The 23,842-nt window shown below is 44.1% G+C and carries 19 protein-coding genes; 9 read left to right on the plus strand and 10 right to left on the minus strand.

What is annotated here, in order from left to right; all coding sequences use genetic code 11:
* Positions 1-161: 161 nt before the first annotated feature.
* Positions 162-4,865: a DUF3320 domain-containing protein gene (locus AB4232_RS07875; protein ID WP_135381785.1), complete on the plus strand. Its 4,704-nt coding sequence runs from the start codon at positions 162-164 to the stop codon at positions 4,863-4,865.
* Positions 4,866-5,087: 222 nt separating this feature from the next.
* Here AB4232_RS07875 and AB4232_RS07880 read toward each other — a convergent pair whose 3' ends face one another.
* From AB4232_RS07880 to AB4232_RS07890, 3 genes are all read right to left on the minus strand, one after another.
* Positions 5,088-6,311: a DUF819 domain-containing protein gene (locus AB4232_RS07880; RefSeq protein WP_009845595.1), complete on the minus strand. Its 1,224-nt coding sequence runs from the start codon at positions 6,309-6,311 to the stop codon at positions 5,088-5,090.
* Between the two features lie 526 nt (positions 6,312-6,837).
* Positions 6,838-8,763, minus strand: coding sequence for a monovalent cation:proton antiporter-2 (CPA2) family protein (locus tag AB4232_RS07885; protein WP_372086865.1), 1,926 nt, complete (start codon positions 8,761-8,763; stop codon positions 6,838-6,840).
* Between the two features lie 3 nt (positions 8,764-8,766).
* Positions 8,767-9,381 (minus strand): NAD(P)H-dependent oxidoreductase, encoded by a 615-nt coding sequence (locus AB4232_RS07890; protein ID WP_009845593.1) that lies wholly within the window; start codon positions 9,379-9,381, stop codon positions 8,767-8,769.
* Between the two features lie 303 nt (positions 9,382-9,684).
* On the opposite strand from AB4232_RS07890, the gene AB4232_RS07895 reads away from it, so the two are divergent.
* Positions 9,685-10,761 (plus strand): low specificity L-threonine aldolase, encoded by a 1,077-nt coding sequence (locus AB4232_RS07895; protein WP_135381782.1) that lies wholly within the window; start codon positions 9,685-9,687, stop codon positions 10,759-10,761.
* A gap of 144 nt (positions 10,762-10,905) precedes the next feature.
* On the opposite strand, the gene AB4232_RS07900 is transcribed toward AB4232_RS07895, so the two are convergent.
* Positions 10,906-11,031, minus strand: coding sequence for a hypothetical protein (locus AB4232_RS07900; RefSeq protein ID WP_017098479.1), 126 nt, complete (start codon positions 11,029-11,031; stop codon positions 10,906-10,908).
* A 274-nt stretch (positions 11,032-11,305) separates the two neighbouring features.
* Here AB4232_RS07900 and AB4232_RS07905 point away from each other — a divergent pair, with 274 nt between their 5' ends.
* Complete coding sequence (locus tag AB4232_RS07905; RefSeq protein ID WP_017075771.1) at positions 11,306-11,740, plus strand: YccF domain-containing protein; 435 nt, start codon at positions 11,306-11,308, stop codon at positions 11,738-11,740.
* Positions 11,741-11,859: 119 nt separating this feature from the next.
* Here AB4232_RS07905 and AB4232_RS07910 read toward each other — a convergent pair whose 3' ends face one another.
* From AB4232_RS07910 to AB4232_RS07920, 3 genes are all read right to left on the minus strand, one after another.
* Positions 11,860-12,594 carry a hypothetical protein gene (locus AB4232_RS07910; protein ID WP_372086873.1) on the minus strand — a complete coding sequence of 245 codons (735 nt, stop codon included), beginning with the start codon at positions 12,592-12,594 and terminating at the stop codon, positions 11,860-11,862.
* A 426-nt stretch (positions 12,595-13,020) separates the two neighbouring features.
* Positions 13,021-14,169: an L-threonine dehydrogenase gene (gene yiaY / locus AB4232_RS07915; RefSeq protein ID WP_012600397.1), complete on the minus strand. Its 1,149-nt coding sequence runs from the start codon at positions 14,167-14,169 to the stop codon at positions 13,021-13,023.
* 238 nt (positions 14,170-14,407) lie between these two features.
* On the minus strand, positions 14,408-14,593 hold the full coding sequence (locus tag AB4232_RS07920; protein ID WP_009845588.1) for a hypothetical protein: 186 nt from the start codon (positions 14,591-14,593) through the stop codon (positions 14,408-14,410).
* Positions 14,594-14,806: 213 nt separating this feature from the next.
* Between AB4232_RS07920 and yjjG the strand changes: the two genes are divergently transcribed.
* Together yjjG and yddG are read left to right on the plus strand one after the other, a co-directional pair.
* Positions 14,807-15,481: a pyrimidine 5'-nucleotidase gene (gene yjjG, locus AB4232_RS07925; protein WP_017098476.1), complete on the plus strand. Its 675-nt coding sequence runs from the start codon at positions 14,807-14,809 to the stop codon at positions 15,479-15,481.
* Between the two features lie 172 nt (positions 15,482-15,653).
* A complete protein-coding gene (gene yddG, locus AB4232_RS07930; protein WP_009845586.1) occupies positions 15,654-16,580 on the plus strand; it encodes an aromatic amino acid DMT transporter YddG in 927 nt (308 codons plus the stop codon).
* 25 nt (positions 16,581-16,605) lie between these two features.
* Here yddG and AB4232_RS07935 read toward each other — a convergent pair whose 3' ends face one another.
* Complete coding sequence (locus AB4232_RS07935; protein ID WP_065105429.1) at positions 16,606-17,502, minus strand: cation diffusion facilitator family transporter; 897 nt, start codon at positions 17,500-17,502, stop codon at positions 16,606-16,608.
* 361 nt (positions 17,503-17,863) lie between these two features.
* Here AB4232_RS07935 and AB4232_RS07940 point away from each other — a divergent pair, with 361 nt between their 5' ends.
* Positions 17,864-18,214: a hypothetical protein gene (locus AB4232_RS07940; RefSeq protein WP_012600401.1), complete on the plus strand. Its 351-nt coding sequence runs from the start codon at positions 17,864-17,866 to the stop codon at positions 18,212-18,214.
* A gap of 61 nt (positions 18,215-18,275) precedes the next feature.
* On the opposite strand, the gene AB4232_RS07945 is transcribed toward AB4232_RS07940, so the two are convergent.
* Positions 18,276-19,154: a LysR family transcriptional regulator gene (locus tag AB4232_RS07945; RefSeq protein WP_009845583.1), complete on the minus strand. Its 879-nt coding sequence runs from the start codon at positions 19,152-19,154 to the stop codon at positions 18,276-18,278.
* Positions 19,155-19,315: 161 nt separating this feature from the next.
* Here AB4232_RS07945 and AB4232_RS07950 point away from each other — a divergent pair, with 161 nt between their 5' ends.
* From AB4232_RS07950 to AB4232_RS07960, 3 genes are all read left to right on the plus strand, one after another.
* A complete protein-coding gene (locus AB4232_RS07950) occupies positions 19,316-19,915 on the plus strand; it encodes a class I SAM-dependent methyltransferase (protein WP_009845582.1) in 600 nt (199 codons plus the stop codon).
* Between the two features lie 409 nt (positions 19,916-20,324).
* Positions 20,325-21,890: a YjjI family glycine radical enzyme gene (locus AB4232_RS07955; RefSeq protein WP_009845581.1), complete on the plus strand. Its 1,566-nt coding sequence runs from the start codon at positions 20,325-20,327 to the stop codon at positions 21,888-21,890.
* A gap of 49 nt (positions 21,891-21,939) precedes the next feature.
* Positions 21,940-22,854 carry a YjjW family glycine radical enzyme activase gene (locus AB4232_RS07960; protein WP_372086868.1) on the plus strand — a complete coding sequence of 305 codons (915 nt, stop codon included), beginning with the start codon at positions 21,940-21,942 and terminating at the stop codon, positions 22,852-22,854.
* 65 nt (positions 22,855-22,919) lie between these two features.
* Here AB4232_RS07960 and AB4232_RS07965 read toward each other — a convergent pair whose 3' ends face one another.
* Complete coding sequence (locus AB4232_RS07965) at positions 22,920-23,831, minus strand: LysR family transcriptional regulator (RefSeq protein WP_372086869.1); 912 nt, start codon at positions 23,829-23,831, stop codon at positions 22,920-22,922.
* Between the last annotated feature and the right edge of the window lie 11 nt (positions 23,832-23,842).

A 23,842-nucleotide genomic window follows, 5' to 3' on the forward strand; every position in this document is an offset into this window, starting at 1 on the left:
CTGTCGCCTTTTTTGTGTATAAATTTTAACTCAAGCTGTCCATCCACCTCATGTCATATCCATCCCTAACATTTATAAAAATTAAATTGATCCAGCTTATATAAATCACTTTGTCATTTGGTATGGAATTCGGTTAACCCAATTGCGAGTTTTAATACGATATGAATTCAAACCTTAAAGATATATTCGATAAAAGCCGTCAAGAACTCCTTGATATGGGGCTTAGAGGGAATACATTACTTAATGTCGGCAAGGGAGCCAAAATTCTAGACATTGTTGACGAAAAGTCTGAGCAGGTGTTTGAGCACTTGGTTGATGAGTCAAAAATGATGTCATTCCTACCAGCTCCTGACTCTCTGGATACAGAGGACAGCAAGTCGATATCTTTAACTGATTTGACTACTCATCTTGAAGAACAGAATGGTGACAAGAGGCACTCAGATAATGCCTTACAAACTCAGTTATTTAGAAAGCCATTAGACACTCGATTACTAAAACTAAGCACAGAAGCCACCACATTTGTGCAAGAGCAAGGGGTTGATCTTCTTTATCTTGCGATGGGGTTTGTTAAGTGGTTTGAAGATGATAATTCAGACAAGCCTAGATACGCTCCTTTAGTGCTAGTTCCTGTCGAAATTTTTCGAGAAGATGCGGGTGATTCATACAAAATTCGCTATACAGAAAATGAGCTAGGAACAAACCTAACCCTTGCAGCCAAACTGAAGATGGAGTTTGGTATTGCTCTACCCGAATTTGAAGAGGAAGAGAATGGCTATGATTTCCAAGGGTACTTAGATCTGGTTGCTGCGGCTATTGCAGGAGAAAGGCGTTGGTCAGTCGAGAGCAATAAAATCGTACTGAGCTTCTTCTCGTTTGGTAAATTCCAGATGTATCAGGACTTATCAGATGATGTTTGGCCTGAGGGTAAGAAACCATCGGAAAATAGCTTGATCCAAAAGCTGTTCACCGAAGGTTTTGAGCGTGATGCAACCTTGCTTGATTCAACATCAATGGACGTAAACCGTGTTGAAGAAGTTCAACTTGTTTTAGATTCTGATTCAAGTCAAACAGAGGCGGTTCTAGCTGCGAAGTCAGGGGCGAGTCTTGTGATTCAAGGGCCTCCGGGTACAGGTAAATCCCAAACCATCACCAACATCATCTCTCAAGCTTTAGCTGACAATAAAAAGGTGCTGTTTGTTGCTGAGAAAATGGCAGCGCTTGATGTCGTTAAACGCCGATTAGATAACTGTCACATTGGTGATTCAGTTTTAGAGCTTCACTCACACAAGGCGAACAAGAAGTCAGTTCTTTCTTCATTAGAAAATACACTGATGCAGCATGCTCCTGTTACCCCTGAGAGGAGTGAAGATATCGACCGCTTGGTTTCTCTTCGTAATAAATTGGATGATTACTGCCAGTCGGTGAATGAGAGCATCGGCAATACAGATATCAGCTATCATGATGCTCTAGGTTATAGCTCACAGTTAGAGCGAATCATTACCGATGCTTCAATCGAGTTAGATGAACTGCCTCGTATCGACTTTGATTTAAACGTTTGGGATAAGAGTTACTACCTGTCAGCTCTTGCTAAGATCACGGAGGTCGTTGATTACTTAACTGAGCACGCTGCACCAAGCCTGAATCTGTTTTCATCTACTAATCTTAAAGATTATTCGCCATCAGATGACAAGTCGGCACAAAAGCTTGTTGCTGAAGTCGTGCAAATACAGCAAGAGATCATTGACCAAGTTAAAGCTCTTCATGCCTGTGCTGGTTACGTCTCACCGATCGCTACTTATACAGATTGCATTTCAGTGCTTGGTGGCCTATCCCTTATTGCAGATAGACCCGAGCTTGAGAGTGTTGATGGAAACGCTCCTGCTTGGGAGTCGAAAGGCGATACGATACTCGATTTTGCGCTTCAAGGTGCAACGCTACAAGATCAAAAATCCGAGCTTTCAGAGCACTTTGTCGATATTGCATTAGATTATGATTGGATGCCAATTCGTGGCTCGTTGCTTACAACAGGTCAAAAGTGGTGGCGATTCCTATCTGGCGATTACGGTAAAGCAAAAAGCACCTATGCAGGTATGTGTAAAAATGGGCTTGCTGGTGGCGCAAGTGAATGGATTGAGAAGATTGATGCGGTACTGGAGTATCGTTCGACTCAAAAAAGCTTTATTGAATCTGCACAACTGGCAATTGATACTATCGGCAGTCATTTTAAAAATGAGAGTACCGATTGGAAAGCGATACTAAAGCCGCTTCAATGGGTGCAGCAATGCCACTCAGGCATTAAGTCGGGAACGTTAGACCACAGTGCAGCGCAATACCTAGACCCATCAAAGGAAATTTCTTTTACTACCACAGAGCTTGATAAGGTTAATGCACTTATCGAAAAGCGCACGAACGTAATCAATGAACTCTCATCACTGCTGGAATTGGACCTCAGTTCCTTTGTTGAACGATGTGATGCCCTGCAATGCGAGGAAGTTGAAACGATTGAGGGTGATATTCAGAAGTTCTACCCATTAACACGTTTTAATCGTTTAGGCTCAGATCTCGATGCCGTTGGACTTTCTGATTGGAGACAACAGGCATTCACTTGGACGCAAGAGTCCACACTTATTCAAGATTGCTTTAAATTCACGTACTACAGTTCGCTTGTGGATCATCAATATGATGCACGAGATGAAATTCGCTACTTTGATCGTGTTGAGCATGAAAAACAAATTGAACAGTTCAGTGATATTGACGGTCAATTGTTCCATTTTTCGCAAGAATCTTTGGTCAAACAGCTTTACGATAATCTACCGAACCCATCAGCAAGAGGTGAGGTAGAAACGCTAAGACGTGAGTTTAATAAGAAACGCCGCCAAATGCCGATTAGACGTTTGCTCAATAAGTCGGGTCGAGTGATCCAGCAGATCAAACCTGTTTTTATGATGAGTCCTATGTCGATTGCAACCTATCTAGAGCCAGGCGTTGTTGATTTCGACTTGGTTATCTTTGACGAAGCGTCACAGGTTAAAGTTGCCGATGCACTTGGAGCCATTCTGCGTGGTAAACAGGTCATCGTTGTTGGTGATACGAAACAGATGCCACCAACCAGCTTCTTTGGCAAGCAGTTAGTCCTTGACGATGATGAGGCCGAAGAGAGCTTAACGGCTGATATGGAAAGTATCTTGGGTATGTTCTTAGCGTCAGGCACGCCAGAGAAAATGCTTAAGTGGCATTACCGTAGCCGCCATGAGTCGTTAATTGCAGTCTCTAACCAAGAGTTTTATGACAACAAACTAATGATTTTCCCGTCATCTGGAATTAATCCTAATGCAAAAGGCTTGAGCCTCAATTACTTGTCGAATACCACTTATGACCGAGGTGGCTCAAGAAGCAACATAGGTGAAGCCGCAGCCGTTGCAGAGGCGGTGATTAAACATGCTAAAACAACGCCAAACCAAACACTGGGTGTGGTTGCATTCAGTACAGCCCAACGTGATGCTATTCTTCTTGAGGTGGAACGCTTAAGAAAGGCGAACCCAGATCTCGAACACTTCTTTGGAGAGCATGAAGAAGGAGAGGACTTCTTCGTTAAGAACCTTGAAAACGTACAAGGTGACGAACGTGACACTATCTACATCAGCATCGGTTATGGCAAGACGAATGAAGGGCGTTTACCAATGAGTTTCGGGCCACTTAATGGTGAAGGTGGCGAGCGAAGACTTAACGTTCTTATTTCACGTGCTCGTATGTGCATGGAAGTATTCAGTAACTTTAAAGGTGAGGAGATGCCAACCACTGACGCATCTCCATTTGGTGTACGAGCGCTGAAAAACTTCTTACATTACGCTGAGACAGGTGACTTGGTTAAGAGAGAAGAAACAGGTAAAGGGCCTGATTCGCCATTTGAAGAAGAAGTTATCTCTTCAATTCGTTCGTTAGGCTATCAAGTTCAACCACAAGTCGGTTGTGCAGGTTTCTATATTGATATTGCAGTGAGAGATCCACATAAACCTGGTCGCTATATGCTTGCAGTCGAGTGTGATGGCGCAACTTATCACAGCTCTAAGAGTGCGCGAGACAGAGATCGCATCCGTCAGAGTGTGCTTGAAGGGTTAGGTTGGCGTTTCCACCGTATCTGGAGTACTGATTGGTTCCGCAATCGCCACAAAGAGACTGAAAGGCTAGGTGATTCTATCAATTCGGCTATCGCTTATTATGAAGCCTATGACTCTGAGCTTTTTGCTGAAGAGGTGAAAAAATCAAAACCTAAGGCAGCCATTGAAAGGGTAGAGATCGAACATCAAGCATCTGCTGCTGTTTATCAAGTTTTACCAACAGAAAAATTGTACCTAGGGCTTGGAGATGCGATCCCGGATGTCAGCACGGCAACCTTGGCGGAAGATATTTTGAAAGTGGTCGATTTTGAATCTCCTATCCACGTTAAACAACTAAGCATTCGTCTGTTGTCAGCGGTTGGCAGTTCACGAAGTGGAGCACGTATCAATCGAGCAATTCTAGATGGGGTTGGCTTGCTCAATAGACAAGGTAAAGTCGAATTAGATGGTGAGTTCATTGTTGCCAAAAGCCAAGACGAAATTACGATTCGTAGCCGAGCTGAACTGCCGCCTAATGAGCGCAAGTATGACCTGATTTATGACGGTGAAATTGCAAAAGCAGCAATTGATACGGTGAAAGATACTTTCTCAATATCGAGTGATGATTTAGTGAAGTCGATTACGGAAGTATTAGGTTTTTCGAGCACTAGTAAAGGGATGAAGGTAAGAACTGAGGCAATTTTGGCGGAGCAAGTGTACTCAGGATACCTGACCACTCAAGGTGATGTTATTCAGGCTTCGACATGATGCGCTCAGGTATGTCAGATAAAGTGATCCTTGATTGGGAATAAGCTTTAACTGAGTAACAAGATATTAGAAAGGCGACAGTTTTCACTGTCGCCTTTTTTGTGTCTATCTCGCCTTGATATGTGTTTGCACTTTTAGAAAGCTTGTGACAAGAAGAGCACATAACAAAGGGCGACATAATCAAAGGTCCTGTCGCCCATATCGTTTTTATTTCGAGGCTTATTAACCCGCAGCAGCCTGCATGATGAGACCACAGATGTAGGCACCATATGTACCTAGCGCGTAGCCCAATACAGCCATTAGGATACCTACTGGCGCTAATGCTGGGTGGAACGCTGCCGCTACGATAGGAGCCGATGCTGCGCCGCCAACGTTAGCTTGGCTACCGACAGCCATGAAGAACAGTGGTGCACGGATAAGCTTCGCCATCACAATCATTAGAATGGCATGGATAGTTAGCCATGTGATACCAATGAAGAAGTAGCCTGGATTGTCTAAGATAGCCGTCACATCCATTTGCATACCGATGGTTGCAACTAGGATGTAGATGAATGCCGAACCTACCTTTGATGCGCCACTGTGCTCAAGGCTGCGTGTTGATTTGAAGCATGAAGCGATGAGCGCGAACGTTGTCACCATTACTATTAACCAGAAGAAGCCTGATGTAAGGCTGTATTTCGCGAGTTCTGGAGCGTTGGTCGAGATCCAAGGTGCGATTAGGTCACTGAATAAGTGAGCTAGGCCGGTAAGACCGAATGCAATTCCCGTGATCTTCATTAGATCTGTTGTGGTTGTTGGGCGAGCGTTCTCTTCTTGGTATTTAGAAACCGTCTCTTTTAGCTCTTCGATAGATGATGTGTCTGCTTTTAACCATGCATCAATCTTCTTTTGGCGACCTGCCATGATAAGTAACACGGCCATCCAAATGTTCGCACAGATAACATCAACCGTAATCATTGCAGAGAATAATTGGTCATCAACCTCGAACACTTCTTTCATTGCTGCTTGGTTTGCACCACCGCCAATCCAAGAGCCAGCCACTGTTGTAAGGCCGCGCCATACATCGCCAGATACAAGGTCAGGATTAACTTGGTCGATAATTAGAATCGCTAAAGGCCCGCCAATGATAATGCCGACAGTACCGGTTAGGAACATGATGACGGCTTTAGAACCAAGGCCAAATATTTTGCGAAGGTCTGCTGAGATGATCAGAAGAACGAGTGCACTCGGTAATAGGTAGCGACTTGCAACGAAGTATAGCTTTGAGTTTGACGCATCGATGATGCCTAAACTGTTCAATAGAGAAGGAACAAAGTAACAGAGCAATAGACCCGGAACGAACGAGTAGAATTTTTTCAGTGCGCTATTTTGGCTACTTTCCGTGATAAAAACACCGCCAAGAATAACAGCTAACATGCCCATTATTACTGCATCATTAGTAATCATTATTATATCTCCTTTAAGGTGAGCGCAACCGCCTCACTTTTTGAAGTGCAGGACTATACCGACAACTGGCATGCGTTACAAATTGTAACGATAGACATACTTTGAAACGTTTGTGTTAATTTTTATGGTTTGAATTTGTGAATGCGGAGCGTTAATTATTGGCGATGTGAATGCTTTAGTGGCGACTTGTGAGGCGTGTTTAGATATATGCAATGTAACTCAAACGTTAGAGGATGGTCGCTACGAATTAGAACGACGACTGAAGGGCTTAAAAGAATGCATATATACCCGCATTGACGGTATGGTTTTTATGGAGAGGTAATGTTTTATAAATGTAAAAAGTGAATTCATTTTTGACGGGTAGCTTGAGATTGAAAATTATAACTGGATCACATAAATGTCGTGGTTCATCTGATTTAGGTTCCGTGTTTTGGCTTCATCGGTCGTGCTATTCGTATTTAGAGAATGAAAAAGCGACCCGAAAGCCGCTTTTTGAGTGGTTGTTAACCTCGAATTTGAGCTCTGCTTAGGTTTGTTCTTCCTCAAAGCCATCTGCATAGCCTTTCGGTGGCGGTGTCCAACCTCGTTCTGAGCGAGAGTGCTTGTCTGAACGGTCCTTCTTCATGTCTTCTTTCATTGCTTCTTCAAGGTGAATGAAGATTTGTCGGTAGTTGTTGTCGTAACGTGGGTTATCTTCAGCATCAGACCAAGCTTGGTAAAGCTTTTCAGACTTACGACTTTCAACACGTTGATACGTTGATTTTTGCTGTTCGACGAAGAAAGGGTGGTGCCCTAAAGAACGTAAAGCTTCTGCGCCCATTTCGAGTGCCGAGTGGTACGTTTCTGAGACTACAGAGTCTGCACCAGCTTCTCGTAGGCGGTAACTGTGACCACGGTCGAACGCACGCGCTAAAATTTTCACTTTAGGGTAGGTGTGTTTAACGTATTTTACTAATTCAACGCTTGAGTCTTGGTTATCGATAGCGACGACAAACATTGCGGCGTCTTCGATCCCTGCTATATGCAATAAGTCATGACGAGTCGCATCACCAAAGTAAGATTTGATGTTGATAGAGCGAAGTAAATCGACTTGGTTGGCTTGGTGATCCAAAACCACAGTCTTGACATCATTCGACACCAATAAGCGGTTAACGATTTGACCGAATCGGCCAATACCAGCAATGATCACCGTACCTTTCTCTTCGATGGTATCGGCTTCTCGGTCGTTAGACTTTTGCTCGTAACGAGGAAGTATCACTTTATCAAATAGAATGAATAAGCCTGGTGTTAGGAACATTGAAAGAGCAACAACCAGCGACAGAGTTTGAACTATATCAGCTGGCAATACGTGGTTTTGAGCCGAGAAGCTAAGTAGTACAAAACCAAATTCACCGGCTTGCGCCAAGCTCAATGTAAACAGCCAACGGTCACTGTTTCTAATTTTGAAGATCAACGCCAATGTAAACAACACCAAGGCTTTAAGTAGCATAACGCCAAGAGTGAGGCCAATGATCAAACCAAAGTCGTTGAATAGAACATCAAAGTTGATGCCCGCACCTACCGTAATGAAGAACAAGCCAAGTAGCAGCCCTTTAAACGGGTCTATATTAGACTCAAGCTCGTGGCGGAATTCACTGTTCGCCAATACCACACCCGCAAGGAAGGTTCCTAAAGCGGGTGAGAGGCCGACTAGGCTCATTAGTGCAGCAATACCAATAACCAACATCAGTGCGGTTGCAGTAAAGATTTCTCGCAAGCCTGAGCTCGCCACAAAGCGGAACAGTGGACGACTCAAGAAGTGCCCGCCGACCACAACAATCGCAATAGATGCTGTAATCACAAGGCCATAAGCCCAGCCGGGTAGGCCAGCAACAAGACTCAACTCTTCATGGTGATCAGAAGCCGAAGCGACCGCGCTTTGTGCAGCTTCGATTAATTCTGGCAATGCCAATAGAGGGATAAATGCCAGCATCGGAATGACAGCGATATCTTGGAACAGTAAGACCGAGAAAGCATTCTTGCCGCCTTCTGTCTTGGAGAGCCCTTTCTCATTAAAGGTTTGGAGAACAATCGCGGTAGATGACAGTGCGAAGATCAAACCGATAGTCAGCGCGATCGTCCAAGGTTGCCCGAAGAACAGAGCAATCCCCATGACTATGGCCGTTGTGCCACCGACTTGTAGGCCGCCGAGCCCCATCAGGCGGTTTCTCATTGCCCAAAGCATCTTCGGCTCAAGCTCAAGCCCGACCAAGAACAGCATCATTACTACACCGAATTCGGCAAAGTGTTGAATGGTCGTGGTCTCTTCACCCACTAAGCCGATGATTGGGCCAATCACCACACCGGCAATCAGGTAACCAAGCACAGAGCCGAGGCCAAGCCTTTTGGCGATAGGGACGGCGATGACTGCCGCGAGCAAATAGATAAATGCTTGTAGAAAATATCCTGTCATGATCTAACCTCTGCTCATCATTTCATCGACATAATGGTTTAGCTTTTCAGCCTTGCTTGCCTTTTTAAGATCGACTTCGCCCGCAACAAAAGCCTCTAAAAGCGATTTGTAGCTATTTACATGATCTTGAATTCGGCCTTCTTCTAACGCAGTACGTGAACCAAACAAAGCCAATGGAGCCAAGTAGTTCATGCCGCACAAAGACGCCGTTTGTTCGATTGGGTGAAGCAGTTCACGTATGGTGAAGTGGTTATAACCGTCAGTTTGATAAGCCTCTTTTTTGCCGCCAGCGGTGATACTGCATAACAAGCTCTTACCTTGCAGTTCATTACCGTCGGTGCCGTAAGCAAATCCGTATTCTAGGACGAGGTCTTGCCATTCTTTAAGAATCGCGGGTGTTGAGTACCAATATAGTGGGAACTGAAAAATGATGATGTCATGGTCCAACAGGCGTTTCTGTTCACGATCGATATTGATCTTGAAGGTGGGGTATTCAGCATAAAGATCGACACAGGTGACGCCTTCAATACGCTTGGCTTGCTCAAATAAGGGTTTGTTCGCTTCAGAGCGATGCTGAGAAGGGTGGGCGAATAGCACCAAGACTCGATTTTTCGACATATAGCCCTCTTTGTCCATTAACGAATAATATTTATTGGAATTATAGATATACAATAATAGAAGAATGGTTGAACAACAACGAATTAGCCCATACTTATCTAGTTAGATGCGCGTGTTTTTAGGGACTTAATTATATAAAACACCCGTCAATTTGAGTATTTCCGGCACACGCAGCCGATGACTGCGTAAAACTAATTATTCGCTAATAATAAAAGCGAAGAGGTGCACTTTATGTCACCGTTGAAGGCTAACGTAAATAATTCAATCACCCTACATAGAACGACAATGAATAAAGGAAAAGGTATGAGCACGGACTTGCGTCAACAATGTAATTTGCTGCTTTCTGGTCACTTCGATCCAACACCAGCACAAACCTTCGCGCAAATGGCTGAATGGTGCGAAACACATGATGTGGCGCACGACACCTACGGTGATGGCGATTTTATTGAGAGTTTTGAAAGCAAAGTGGCTGATTTGCTCGGCTATGAAGCCGCCGTGTTTGTGATTACTGGCACAATGAATCAACCGACAGCGTTAGAGATTGCTTGCCAAGAAAAAAGAAATCCTTTGGTGGCGATGCACGAATCCAGTCATATTATGCGCCATGAACGCCAAGGGTATCAGCTCCAGAACCGTTTCAATGTACTTCCGGTTGGTAATGTATTTCGCACTTGGAATGTCGACGACTTAAAGGCTTGGCCTGATGAGATTGCCGCGGCATTGTATGAACTACCGATGCGAGAGATTGGTGGTCAGCTGCCTGAGTGGGAAGAGCTTGAAGCGATAAAGCAGTACTGCAAAGAACAATCGATTCATCTGCATATGGATGGTGCTCGTTTGTGGGAGTGCGGCCCGTATTATCAAAAGCCATATAGAGAGATCGCGAAAGGGTTCGATACGGCTTATGTTTCGCTCTACAAAGGGATAAACGGTCTTGGTGGGTCACTCCTATTAGGTGACAAGGCTTTCGTAGCAAAAGCTTCAGCATGGATGAAGCGTCAGGGCGGAAATGTTTATCATCGCACGCCTTACGTGGTTTCGGCAGCAATGCAGTTTGATCAACGGATCGAGTTGATGCCAGCATTGTATGAGCGTACCAAGCAAATCTATCAAATCTTACAAGATTACCCGCAGTTCAAAGTGAACCCGCAGCAACCCCAAGTAAACATGCTTCACCTCTATTTACCGGTGAGTTTTGAGGATGGCATTATCCTGCGCGACAATATAGCTAAGAAGCACAAGGTTTGGATAGGAAACCCAGCGATCAGCGAACTGCCTACCCAATGTAAGATTGAATGGTATGTGGGTGATAACTTACTAAACTTGCCAGATCATGAGCTGATCGACATTCTAGACTTTATTAACGAAGAGCTGATTTAATTAACTAAGAGTTGATTTGATCGCAGAAGAGTTGATTTGATCGCAGAAGAGTTGAATTGATTACAGCAGAAGTGAGTTAACTGAAATGAATACAGGACATGTTTCCTGTATTCATTTTTACGCCGATAGGATGGCGGGGGCTCGTTACATGTATTGGTTGATGTACACGTCGACTAAAAACATGAATACAGGCACTGTGCTGAGAAGTCCGAAGAAGACGATTGGCACCCAGTTTTTCATTTTCTTTTTAGGTTGCTCAGTGTTGCTCATAAATTCGGCCTTAAATTAGTTGTTGTAGTTGTTGTAGTTGTTGTAGTTGTTGTAGCTGTTTAGCTTTGTGATACTAAAAATCTACGAACATGGTATCAAATAAAATCGATGATCCCTATGCGGATTTGGCGTTTCGTGGTGTGTATCAATCACAGAAAATCTAGGCGATTCATAAGCGGTTCATAAAGACTCAATAATAATGAACCTATTAGAACAAGTATTGCCTTACTCGGCATATGAGATAAACAGCATTCAAAGATTTGGAGAAGACAACATGAGAACAATAGGAAACATCATTTGGTTTCTGTTTGGTGGCGTATTTATGGGACTGGCATGGTGGTTCTTCGGACTGCTCGCATTCCTCACCATCGTTGGTATTCCATGGGGTAGAGCGTGTTTTGTAATGGGTAACTTCTCATTCTTCCCATTTGGTCAAGAAGCGATTTCACGTGATGAATTGACCAATGAAACTGACATCGGGACCAGCCCACTTGGTATGATTGGTAACATCATTTGGTTCTTATTTGCTGGAATCTGGTTGGCGATTGGTCACATCATGTCAGCAGTAGCGTGTTTCATTACCATCATCGGTATTCCGTTTGCGATTCAGCACCTTAAGCTCGCGGTTATCTCATTGGCGCCAATCGGTAAAACCGTTGTCGACAAGCGTGAAGCAGAAGCGGCACGAGTAAGAAACTACAAGGGTTAAGACTACAGTTTAAGCCTTATATAGAACTGAAAAAGCACATCACATGATGTGCTTTTTTGTGCCTCGTTTTCGATCTAACGATGCCCCAATCTCACAAACACTCACTAGATACTGTTCCACTAGACATTGTTGAACAAGACTTCAAGCCTAAGGGTGATGTTGGCTTCTTCGGTATGTTTCTCATAGGGCTCTCGTTCCCATTGATAGCGCGGAATCAATTCGTAGAACAGCCACTCTTTCCAAACGTTTTCTCGGTAGGTTATCGACACTTGTGAATATTCGTAGTGGTTATACGGCTCGCTGGTTTCTGCAATCGTCGCGCTGTATTGCATAGCTTGGTCTTGAGAAAGATAGTGATACAAAGTTAGCCCCGTCCCGTACTCCCAGCCTTTAAGGTCGTCGTTATAACCTGCAAAGTTCGACCATCGCGCTAAGAAGTCATCACTCAAAGAAAGATCAAAATCGATATCGGTGATCTCGCCAGTTTCTTGCTTTTCTTGATACACACGTTGGGTCAGCCTGAATACGGCATCGGTAGTGAGAGGGTAGGTAACGCGATAACGAGCTTCAATACGCGGACGCAGTGTCGCTTTAATATTGAAGCTACTGTAACCCTTCGCATAAGCATCGTAACGAAGGCCGAGTGCGCTCTCTAATTCCTCTGAATCTTGTGGAAAGAAATCAAAGAACTCTTCATCGCTGACAGATTCGTAGATTAATTTTAGGCGCTTACTCGCAAAGGGAAGATGTAAACGTGCGTTGAGCTTGGTTGAGTAGTCGACGTCACCACCTTCTGAGTAAATAAAATCGTTGTACCAACGGACAGAAGTGCCCGCTCGAGCATCTTCGGTAATGCGGTCATCGACAAAGAAACTGTCAAACCATAATGCGGGTTGGCAAAATTTACTGTTTAGGTAGTGATAGGCTTTTTCGACAGGGGCGTCTTCTAGCGGCTGACTGTGGCACTCATTTTGTTCCTATGCTTGAGCGGAGTGGGTAACGAGTGAAGCTAATAATGAGGTGCTAACTATCCAACGACTCAATGGAACCTGTTTGTCATTCTATATATCAATAGTTTAACTATAACCAAGCGATCGCAACAATGCGACTTTTTAGTGGTGAGCAGTGAGTGATTAGTCACTACTGATTAGTGATGAGGGTAAAGATCTGAAAGGTATCGGACAGATAAAAAAACGGGCTCAGAAGGTGAGCCCGTTTGTGTTAGCTATTTGTTTTTAGCAAGAGCCGCGTGTTTCTAGCTCGAATAAATTGTCGCTAGATTACATTGCCGCTTCGAAGATCGCTGAGATTTCTTCGTGAGTCGCTTGTTTAGGGTTAGTGAAACCACAAGCGTCTTTAAGAGCGTTGTCAGACAGAGTCGGGATGTCTTCCAATTTAGCACCCAGTTGAGCAATACCTGTTGGGATGTTCACGTCATTTGCTAGTTGAACAATCGCGTTGATAGCTGCTTCTGCGCCTTGCTCTGCTGTCATACCTTCAACATTCACACCCATCGCTTTTGCAACATCACGTAGACGATCTGGACAAACTTGAGCGTTGTAACGTTGAACGTGTGGTAGCAAGATAGCGTTACATACACCGTGTGGAAGGTCGTAGAAACCACCCAGTTGGTGCGCCATTGCATGAACATAGCCAAGAGAAGCGTTGTTGAATGCCATCCCCGCCATGAACTGTGCGTAAGCCATTTGCTCGCGAGCTTCAATGTCTTCACCATGCGCTACTGCTGTCCTTAGATGTGCTTGCACAAGTTCGATTGCTTTAATCGCAACTGCGTCTGTGATTGGCGTTGCTGCGATTGAAACGTAAGCTTCGATTGCGTGTGTCAACGCATCCATGCCTGTTGCTGCCGTTAGTGATGCAGGTTTAGCAAGCATCAACTCAGGATCGTTTACTGAGATAAGCGGTGTTGTGTGCTTATCAACGATAGCCATCTTAATGTGACGAGCTTCGTCAGTAATGATGCAGAAACGCGTCATTTCAGAAGCTGTACCTGCTGTTGTGTTGATAGCAATTAGAGGCATCATTGGCTTTTCAGACTGGTCTACGCCTTCGTAATCTGCAATTTTGCCGCCATTAGAGGCAACCAGAGCGATACCTTTTGCACAGTCATGTGGCGAACCGCCACCTAGTGAAACAACGAAATCACAATCGTTGTCAGTTAGTAACTCAAGACCATCGTTCACGTTAGTGATGGTTGGGTTTGGTTGAGTACCGTCGAATACAACTGCGTCTACGCCACGTTGGCTAAGTAGGTCTTGTACCTGTTTAACCACGCCAATTTGGTTAAGGATCTTATCCGTTACGATCAGACCTTTTTTGAAGCCTTGAGACTGAATGCTATCAGCAGCATCTTTCAAACAGCCAGTACCCATGAAGTTGATTGTAGGGATGTAAAATGCAGTAGACATTGGAAAACTCCGTTAATTATGATTTTTTAATTTCCTACATGTTGTCGGCAATCAACTGGTCGACCATTGATCTGGAACAACTTTGATTCCGAACTACCACTTTGTGATTATGTGTTGTGATAGGGCTCATATAGCAATCGTTTTTATGGTTTTCTTATGTGTTTATTGTCAGTAATGGAAAGCGAACTATTGATTGATTTAATAACAGAATTACGTTCCATGACCATGAAAGTAAAGGCTATTCACTCAACGTCGGTTCAAGTTCAGTTTGTGTCGATGGTTTGCGTGAGTCATCGTTAGCTTCAATTTGAGGTTGCTGAGACTCATCGGTATCTAAGGCGTCAGAGGTGTCTTCTGGTTGTTCATCATAATACTTAACAAGGAATGGGGTGAGCATGACGGATGACGGTAAGAAGTGCTTCATGGTACCTCCCGGTACTTAAGTGTATTTCTTGTATGGTATTGGTTTAATATGTGGCAAAATTTGCGATACATCATGACTTGTTGCTTGTTTTCTATAAATTCTTAGAACTATATTCAGGCTCACAAAATTGATAGTAGAATGCACATCTGGCCTTTGAGGCAACGAGAAAATAAATACAAGCACTGCTCAACCGCGCGAATAATAGGACATAAAATGAAGTACGATTGGATATTCTTTGATGCAGATGAAACCTTGTTCCACTTTGATGCTTTTCAAGGAATGAAGCTGATGTTCTCCCGTTTTGGCGTGGACTTTAGCGAACAGGATTATTCAGTGTATCAAGAGGTTAATTTGCCGTTATGGGTCGATTACCAAGATGGCCGTATTACGGCTGCACAACTGAAGCACGCGCGTTTTGAAAGCTGGGCAACAAAGTTAGAGACAACCACGGCAGCACTAAACAGTGCGTTTTTAGCCGCAATGGCAGACATCTGTTCTCTGCTTCCTGGTGCAAAAGAGTTGATGGAGTCGTTAAAAGGCAAAGTGAACATGGGCATCATCACCAATGGTTTCACAGAGCTGCAGTCAATCCGTTTGGAACGAACAGGAATGACAGACTACTTTGACCATGTGATCATTTCTGAGGAAGTCGGTGTCGCTAAACCAGACGCGGAAATTTTTGAGCATGCGCACAAGCTGATTGGATTGCCATCAAAGCAAAGAGTATTGATGGTCGGGGACAACCCACACTCTGATATTTTAGGTGGCTTGGATTTTGGTATTGAGACCTGTTGGTTGAACAGCCAAGAGAAAGCGACGCCAGCAGGAATTAACCCTCATTATCAGGTTAAGTCTCTGGCTGACCTGCAAGCACTTTTGTTGGCATAACTGCTAACTGCTAACTGCTTTTAGATTTTTGAGTAAATGATTGATAGCCGAGTACAGTTAAGTGCTCGGCTACTTATTTTTACTTACTGCAACTTATCGATAGTGGTGTTTAAGCCTACCTTTGCTTAAGCTCGCTTTGATTACCTAATTACAATAAAAAGAAGGAAGAGGCGTGCTGAAATCTCATCGACATAGCTGCTACGGCATTGCTGCCATTTTACTATGGAGCTGCTTAATTGCATTGTCTCGTAGTGTGTCAGAACAACTGGGCCCAATTGGTGGTGCCGCCAGTCTTTATACGGTGAGCTCACTGTTGTTGGTCTGTGTTATGGGGTTACCTAAGCTGTCGCGCTTCTCCAAATCGTATTTGTTGATCGGTGGTGCCTTATTCGTGTGCTACGAGATCTTCCTAGCTCTGGCTTTAGGAATGGCAAATAGCCGACATCAAGCCTTAGAAATGGCCGTTATCAACTATCTATGGCCTGCACTAACGGTGTTGTTTGCGGTACTGCTGAGTGACAAAAAGATTAACTGGTTGGTTTATCCAAGTATCGTCTTAGCGTTTTTTGGCGTGGCTTGGAGTATCAGCGGCGATCAGGGGCTTTCTGTCGAGCAAATCGCGGCTAATATTGCGACCAACCCTAAAACCTATTCGATGGCATTCTTCGGCGCGATTATTTGGGCGGTATATTGCAATTACACCCAACGCGTTGCTAAAGGGCAGAATGCGATTGTGCTTTTCTTTATCGCTACTGCGATCACTCTGTGGATCAAATACGCATTGAGTGATGAAACCGGCATGGTGATGACTTCAAGTGCTGCGATTGACTTAGTGCTTGCTGGGGCTTGTATGGGCGCTGGTTACGCGCTTTGGAACACGGCGATTCTGGGGGGGAATATGGTGTTTCTTGCAACCATGTCTTACTTTACGCCAATCTTCGCGACCTTACTGTCTTCTATGATTCTAGGTTTGTCATTGAGCATGAGTTTTTGGCAGGGCGTTTGTATGGTGACGATTGGTTCACTGGCTTGCTGGTGGGTAACCAGAGACAAAAAGCCGACGGTTAAGGCGTCGGCTTCTGAAGAGGTTCAGTCTTGAGTGTTGAACTTAAGAGAGAATGCTCTTAGCTCGCGATATTGAGATTCAATTGAAGCTCATATGGCATCTTCGATAGGCGTCGCTTAAGTTGGCGGCGCGTACGTTCAATATCATCGACCGCAATCGCTTGTTGGTCGTTGGTATGAATATCAACGTTGATTCTTAATTCAGGACCAACTTTAGTCACGCCCATTAACTCCAAATCTTGGTCTGCATCTTTGTCCACAGCGACAACATTCTTATCTACCGCGTCACAAATATCTTTGGTTGCCGACATCATTAGCAGTTCACGCATTGCTTCACGTAACATGTCGAACGGCACTTTGATAAAGTAGAAAGACATCAGCAACATCATCATTGGATCGGCATATACCGCGTATTCAGCAAACGGAGAGTAAGCCACCAACCAAGCAACAACGAAACCTGCCGTAACTGCCACACTCAACAGCGTATCCATTTGCCACTGTTTAGACTCAGCTTGAATCAAACCTGAAGAAATACGTTTGCTCTTGTTAGCGATGTACCACCAAGCGTAACCACAACCCAATACGTTGAAAATACCAAACAGAGTTGCGATAGAAGCATCAACTTCACGACCACCTGTCATCAGAGCACCAATCGCAGAATAAAGCGAATAACCGACCACAAGCAGAATCACAATCGCTTTAATCGCGATTACGATCGGCTCAATGATTGCTCGACCGAACGGAAACTCCCTGTCTGATGGGCGGTTAATGTACTTCGAAGCAGCTAGTGACAATAAAGTTAACAGTAAACTGATAAGAGAATAGACACCGTCAAATACTATGACTAGAGAGCCAACGAGAAGACCCAACACCAATCCGCCAATTGCGAAGCCTGATGCTAAAAGGGCTGAGAACAAGAGTACTCGGTTTTCGTTTTGGCTTTTCCTGTCACACATAATATTTTCCAGATGTTTTTGATAACTTCATTGTTCTAATATTGAGCTAGCTTTACAAACTTTATCTGATGATGTTTATATGTCGGTAACCCGTTTTATATTCAAGTTATTATAATTCAATGGCTTAACGGTAAATTCGGGTGTCAGTAAAGTTGACGATGACTGTTTTTCGGGAAATGTGAAACTGGCTTTAAATGGTTTATGATTAGTAAAACACATAGGTTGTGAAGGTCTCATAGCCTAGCTGTGTAAAGGATTAGGCTGTTAAGGTTACAGAAATCGCACTGAAACCTTATACCTTAAACTTGGGTTTGAACCTTGGGCGTAGAGCTGAGTTGAACTTGAAAAGGAATGGATGAAGATGAAATTTGATGATCTCAACGATAGTGAGTTGTGGGTGATTGCTAACCCGATCATGGATAACCTGATGGATGGTTCAACTAAGGTTGATCATGCGCAGCACTGTAGGGACTTTACTCAAAGGATGAAAGACATTGTTACGCCGGAGTATCTGGAAAAGGTGTGTCATCATTATCAACACAGCAACGGATTTTTTGCTGAACGTGAGCCTGTGGCGCTATTCAGACGCTCCGATTCCATCGCCTTTGTTTGGAAGCAAGCGTATACCATTGCGAAAGGCGAATTTGTGGCAGAAATGGTGTTAGTTGAAGAAGACGGACGTTATTTAGTGGATCACGTGATGGTCTTCTAAAGAGAGGGCTTTCTATTTGTTAGACGATTTTAAGTGTCGAGATAGAACATTATCTGACACTTTAGAAATCAAACAAGTAATCGCTGATCTGATCCGCTAACCAATTCATTCCTGGGTGTTCTGCCATACCTGCCGCGGTAAACATACAGTAGTCTTCTTGAGTCAGGCCATAAGTGTGCTTGATCACCGCCAGTTCCTGTTCACGCAATAAATGGCGTATCAATGGCTCAGGCATTACGCCCCATGCATCTTCTCGTAGAATCGTATCCAACATAAAATCGAAGCTAGAAAAACCAATGTATCGGCGAGAGAAGGGCTCAAGCTCAGGGTTATCTTTTTCATTGAGATAAACCATGGTCGCTTGCATCGAATTTCTTAGTACTTCATCCGACACTCTTCGCATCGCACTTAAATCATGCCCTTTCTTACATACCGACATCATTCGGATCTTGCCGAGTGGGTTGTAGATAATTCTTGGGTCGTCGACACGCTCGTAATCGACACCAAACGCAAAATCAACTTGCTGAGTTTCGACAAGATTAGCCAAGTCGCCACTAGAAGCGAGAACGAAGTTGAAAGAAGTGGAAGGGTATTTGTTGTTTAGGGCGTGCGATAAACTTTGCCACATTTCATCGGGTAGGGAATCGTCGCGTGCGATCCAAATCTCTGCGTTGAATTCACCCGAAACATGTAAGCAGGTTTGCTTAATGCGTGCTGCCGTTACCAACATGCCTTCACAGTCTTTATATATGGCCTTACCGGCCTCTGACAGCTCGACATGGTTACCGCTTCGAACAAACAGTTCGACATCTAACTCTTTTTCCAAGGCTTTGATCGACATGCTCAGTTTGGTTCGGTTACATTCAAGCTGTCGCGCAGCTTCAGAGACGGATCCTAAATCAGCAACAGAACAAAAGGCTTGGACTTGAGAAAGGTTCATTTCATTTCCATATTGAGCGGGTGGCGGTGCATATTATCTGAATATTGTGCTGACTATCTTAGAAATAGTCCATCTTTGCATGATAACTCTATGACGAATTGACTAATTTGGTTTATTCTGGGGGCGTTCCGAACCTACAAGAAGTAAAGATGGAGGCCATGATGGCGAAACAATGGGACGAGTACGCACCTGATTGGGATAACGACCCCGCTACTGCTGTATTCGCACAGTCCGCATTTGACCAGTTAACACAGCTCGTTGATTTGAACGGAACCCGTGTCCTTGATTTTGGTTGTGGTACAGGATTACTCAGCCAGAAAATATCTCCTTTTGCAAAAGAGATTATCGCTCTCGATATCTCAGAAGGGATGATTGAAGAGTTAGATAAAAAAGAGCTGTCTAATGTAGAGCCTGTCGTTGATATCTTATCGCGCGGACTTGCAGCCCAACACCCAGCATTCAGAAATCAGTTTGACTTAGTGGTAGCCTCTTCGGTATGTGGCTTTATTCCGAACCTACAAGATACGGTCAGCCTTATTTATACTCTGTTAGAAAACGATGGGGTTTTTGTACACTGGGATTGGTACTTAGAAAACGACAGCGAAGATTTTGGGGTCAGCGAACAGCGCTCCCAGAATGTATTGAGCGCAGCAGGTTTTTCGATTGTTGAAGTCTCAACACCGTTTTCAATCGACACCCCACAAGGTACTTTGAAGGTTCTGATGGGTGTAGGCCGTAAACAAGTGGTTCCTCATCTATAGGTTACTTGTCTGTAGTTGACGTATCTGGAGTTGACGTATAGATAACTCCAGATAACCGCACTCACGCTTAATTGACTAAACCCACATCAACGATCTTTGGATCCGTTATGTGGGTTTTCTATTTATACGCACTTGCGTTTTAAACTAAACGGTTCAATTAAGCGGCCTAATCTCTTCTGCTCATTCTTTCCCTTCCCCAACGACAATCATCGATAAACAACCATCGTTAATTGGCAAATGGCCAATTTAAAAACTGTCTATTCACAAAATTTACAAGCTATCTATTCATAAATTACTAAGTTACAAATGGTGTTTTCCATTTTGGAAATGTAGGCTTGCATACATTTCATTAGTGGAAATGTAAGTGTGAGATATAAAATAAGCCCATAAGAATATTAAGGGTTTAATCATGAGCCACCAATCTGCGTCATCTACTTCTTCAACACTTTCAGAACAACAACAACGCTTTAGCAATATCATTTCAGATGCCAACCTGTCCCCAAAACAGAAGTCGAGCTATCTTGCCTTAGAAGCTGAAGCCAGTCTGCCGTATATGCCGGTAAGCAATGAAGTAGAGCAAGCCTTACAACAAGGTGTGCTGTGTGACATGTTTGAAGGTCACGCCCCATTTAAGCCGCGCTATGTGCTTCCTGATTATTCTAAATACTTACATCAAGGCTCCAAGTATTTAGAGCTTAGCGCGGCTACTAATTTCGACGAAGCATTGAACATGCTCACCATCCTTTATCATCACGTTCCATCAGTGACTTCAATTCCGGTTTACTTAGGCCAGTTGGACGATGTGTTGATGCCTTTTGTTGGCGGTTTGACGGATGAGCAGGTATACCAAAAGCTGAAGCTGTTCTGGATCATGCTGGATCGCACGCTGCCAGATGCCTTCATGCACGTTAATATTGGCCCTAGTGACAACATTGTATGTCGCACTATTTTACGTGTGGATGCTGAACTCAAGCAGATCGCACCTAACTTAACCTTTATGTACGACCCTGCAGTCACATCTGATGACCTGCTTCGTCATGCTGCGAGCAATATCTGTGAATGCAGCAAGCCGCACATTGCCAATTATCCTGCACACGCCGCTGCGTACGGAGATAAGCGTTTTGGCATCGTGAGTTGCTACAACTCTTTGCCTCTGGCGGGTGGTTCAAACACGCTAGTACGTATGAACCTCAAGCAAGTGGCTCTGAAATCTGAAGACAGCGTAGACTTCTTACAGCAAGTACTACCTAACTACAGCAGCATCATGATCGAATTGATGAATGCACGTAGTCGCTTCTTACATGAAGAGTCTAACTTCTTCGAAGGCTTCTTAACCAAAGAAGGCTTAATTGAAGAAGATCGCTTTGCGCCAATGTTTGGTATTTATGGCATGGCTGAGGCGGTTAACATCTTAATGGAAAAAGAAGGCAAAGCAGGGCGCTATGGTCACGATGAACAAGCAAATCAGTTAGGCCATCGTATTTCTGAAAAGCTGGCTGAGATTGTTGAAAACTCGGAAGTGAAATATGGGCTGGAAGGTAAGGCTCTGTTACACGCTCAAGGTGGTATCAGCCTCGATGAAGATGTGACGCCGGGTGTACGCATCCCTTATGGAACAGAACCGGATCCAGTGTCTTACGTACGTGCGACGGCTGGTCACCACAAGTTCTACACGTCGGGTATCAGCGACATTCTGACCATCGACGAAACGGTGAAGTCCAATCCAGAAGCGATGTTCAACCTGTGCAAAGGGGCGATTCAAGCGGGTTACCGTGAGTTCACCGCTAACGTAGCATCGAACGATTTGGTTCGTGTGACAGGTTATATGATTAAGCTGTCTGACATTGCCAAATATGACGAGCAAGGTTCACGCACCAATACCACTTTCCTTGGTGCTGAAGCTGCAAAAAATACGGGCATACTAGAGCGTAAACCACGCGTAGCGAGCTTAGAGATGTCGCCGACATACGAATAGCTTTAACGTACGCATGTTATGTGTTTCTCGAATACGAACAATGTGAATTATGAAAATTTCTGATCTAACAACTCAAATGGCTAGGGTTAAAAATAATAAGACAGAAAAACAAGCGAAGGTCAGCCGTGTGCTGACCTTTTCTTGTGTTGATGGACCAGGAAATCGCTTGGTGCTGTTCCTACAGGGGTGTAATTTCGATTGCATCACTTGTTATAATCCACACACCATCAACCACTGTAACCATTGTGGAGACTGCGTGAGTGGCTGCCCGAGCAGTGCTCTGAGTCTTATTGAAGGCAAAGTGAAGTGGGATCCGTTAGCGTGTACCAACTGCGATCAGTGCGTCGATATCTGTGATCATAAGTCTAGCCCCAAAATCACCACGATGACGGTATCAGATGTGCTTGAACTGGTTAGGCACAATCAATTCTTCCTGAGCGGTATTACCGTTTCGGGTGGCGAGGCGACCATGCAATTGCCGTTTATCGTCGAGCTATTTCAGGCGATCAAAAGCGATCCGCAATTGGCACACTTAACGTGTTTTATTGATAGTAATGGCTCGTTGACACAGCAAGGTTGGGATAAGGTATTACCTTACCTTGATGGTGCGATGATCGACCTAAAATCATGGCAATCTGAAACGCATCAATGGTTAGTGGGTAGAGGGAACCATCGAGTGTTTGAAACCATTAACTACTTAGCTGATAAAGGCAAATTACATGAAGTTCGGTTACTGCATATTCCTAATAAAAGTGACCTAGATATCGAGGTAGAGCAGGTCGGGTATTACTTGAAGGGTTTGCCAAGTGATGTTCGAATTCGGTTAAATGCGTTTCAACATCATGGGGTAATTGGCGAAGCTTTAGAGTGGCCTAAATGCACCGAACAACAAATGCAGAGCTTTCACGATAAGCTCTACTCAATTGTTCAAAGAGCAATGCAAACCCCTGAGGTATATACTTAGTCTCTTATCAAATTTCAGTCTTTATAAAACCAGTCTTGTTAGTTCAATCTGCTTCTAACAAAGGTCTAGGCTTCTAAAAACAAGTCACACAACCATTTGATCGCCTGATCATTCATGTTTGGCTTGTTCCATACCAAACTATACGCTACTTTTCCGTAATCAAAAGGAAGCGGCTTACTTACCAAACCTTGTGCTTGTTTGGCATGCTCAGCCCATTGTTTTGAGCAAGTGAACAAGAAAGGTGTGTGGTGACATAGCACCGCAGCCGCGCCAAAGTCCGCTACCGATATCGCCATATCTCTAGGCTTATGACATTGCACTAAGTTTTGCTCAAAGTAAGGCTTAGACAGTTCGTTATCTAAGATTCCAATGTGTTTGTAATCTAAATAGCCTTCAACCGTTAGTTCTTGCTGAGCGAGAGGGTGGTGTGCACCCATCAAACAAACCATTTCATCAGGAAGAATCGTTTCCCACACCAGCTCTTTATTATCCGTTGGGGGTTGAGAGATATCGTGTGGCAACAGGATCAAGTTGACCTTACCACTGAGCAAAGCATCGAATCCAAGTTCTTGTTTCGAATAGATATTAAGTTTGGCGCTTGGTGCAAGTTCCGTGGTGATTTTGCTGATCTTCGAGGCAAACACTTCGAAGGTACTTTCACGCATCGAAAGTGAAAAGCTGCCTTGATACTCCTGAGGAGTAAAACTCTTTTGGTGAAGTAACCCGTTCATGCTGGAAAGAATCGCGTGAACAGTGGGCGCTATTTTCAGGGCAAAGGGAGTCGGGATAAGCTTAGTGCCGTCCCGATAGAAAAGCTCGTCGTTAAGGATGTCACGTAGCTGAGACAGAGTTTTACTGACACTCGAAGGGCTGACAAAGAGTTGCTCTGACGTTTGAGTGACGCTGTGGGTGTTCAGCATAATATGAAGCGCAGTGAGGTGTTTAAGGCTCACTCGCGATAAATGTAAGTAATCCATACACAACTCAC

It is taken from the genome of Vibrio sp. 10N.286.46.A8 (assembly GCF_041470165.1).
Taxonomy (GTDB): Bacteria; Pseudomonadota; Gammaproteobacteria; order Enterobacterales; family Vibrionaceae; genus Vibrio; species Vibrio tasmaniensis_A.

Excerpts from the sequence above, each read along its gene's own strand:
- AB4232_RS07960 (WP_372086868.1), top strand. The coding sequence starts at position 21,940 with ATGAAAATTTCTGATCTAACAACTCAAATGGCTAGGGTTAAAAATAAT.
- AB4232_RS07945 (WP_009845583.1), bottom strand. The coding sequence starts at position 19,154 with ATGAACCTTTCTCAAGTCCAAGCCTTTTGTTCTGTTGCTGATTTAGGA.
- AB4232_RS07895 (WP_135381782.1), top strand. The coding sequence starts at position 9,685 with ATGAGCACGGACTTGCGTCAACAATGTAATTTGCTGCTTTCTGGTCAC.
- AB4232_RS07875 (WP_135381785.1), top strand. The coding sequence starts at position 162 with ATGAATTCAAACCTTAAAGATATATTCGATAAAAGCCGTCAAGAACTC.
- AB4232_RS07965 (WP_372086869.1), bottom strand. The coding sequence starts at position 23,831 with ATGGATTACTTACATTTATCGCGAGTGAGCCTTAAACACCTCACTGCG.
- AB4232_RS07920 (WP_009845588.1), bottom strand. The coding sequence starts at position 14,593 with ATGAAGCACTTCTTACCGTCATCCGTCATGCTCACCCCATTCCTTGTT.
- yjjG (WP_017098476.1), top strand. The coding sequence starts at position 14,807 with ATGAAGTACGATTGGATATTCTTTGATGCAGATGAAACCTTGTTCCAC.
- AB4232_RS07905 (WP_017075771.1), top strand. The coding sequence starts at position 11,306 with ATGAGAACAATAGGAAACATCATTTGGTTTCTGTTTGGTGGCGTATTT.
- yiaY (WP_012600397.1), bottom strand. The coding sequence starts at position 14,169 with ATGTCTACTGCATTTTACATCCCTACAATCAACTTCATGGGTACTGGC.
- AB4232_RS07940 (WP_012600401.1), top strand. The coding sequence starts at position 17,864 with ATGAAATTTGATGATCTCAACGATAGTGAGTTGTGGGTGATTGCTAAC.
- AB4232_RS07880 (WP_009845595.1), bottom strand. The coding sequence starts at position 6,311 with ATGATTACTAATGATGCAGTAATAATGGGCATGTTAGCTGTTATTCTT.
- AB4232_RS07950 (WP_009845582.1), top strand. The coding sequence starts at position 19,316 with ATGGCGAAACAATGGGACGAGTACGCACCTGATTGGGATAACGACCCC.
- AB4232_RS07935 (WP_065105429.1), bottom strand. The coding sequence starts at position 17,502 with ATGTGTGACAGGAAAAGCCAAAACGAAAACCGAGTACTCTTGTTCTCA.
- AB4232_RS07900 (WP_017098479.1), bottom strand. The coding sequence starts at position 11,031 with ATGAGCAACACTGAGCAACCTAAAAAGAAAATGAAAAACTGGGTGCCA.
- AB4232_RS07885 (WP_372086865.1), bottom strand. The coding sequence starts at position 8,763 with ATGACAGGATATTTTCTACAAGCATTTATCTATTTGCTCGCGGCAGTC.
- AB4232_RS07955 (WP_009845581.1), top strand. The coding sequence starts at position 20,325 with ATGAGCCACCAATCTGCGTCATCTACTTCTTCAACACTTTCAGAACAA.
- AB4232_RS07890 (WP_009845593.1), bottom strand. The coding sequence starts at position 9,381 with ATGTCGAAAAATCGAGTCTTGGTGCTATTCGCCCACCCTTCTCAGCAT.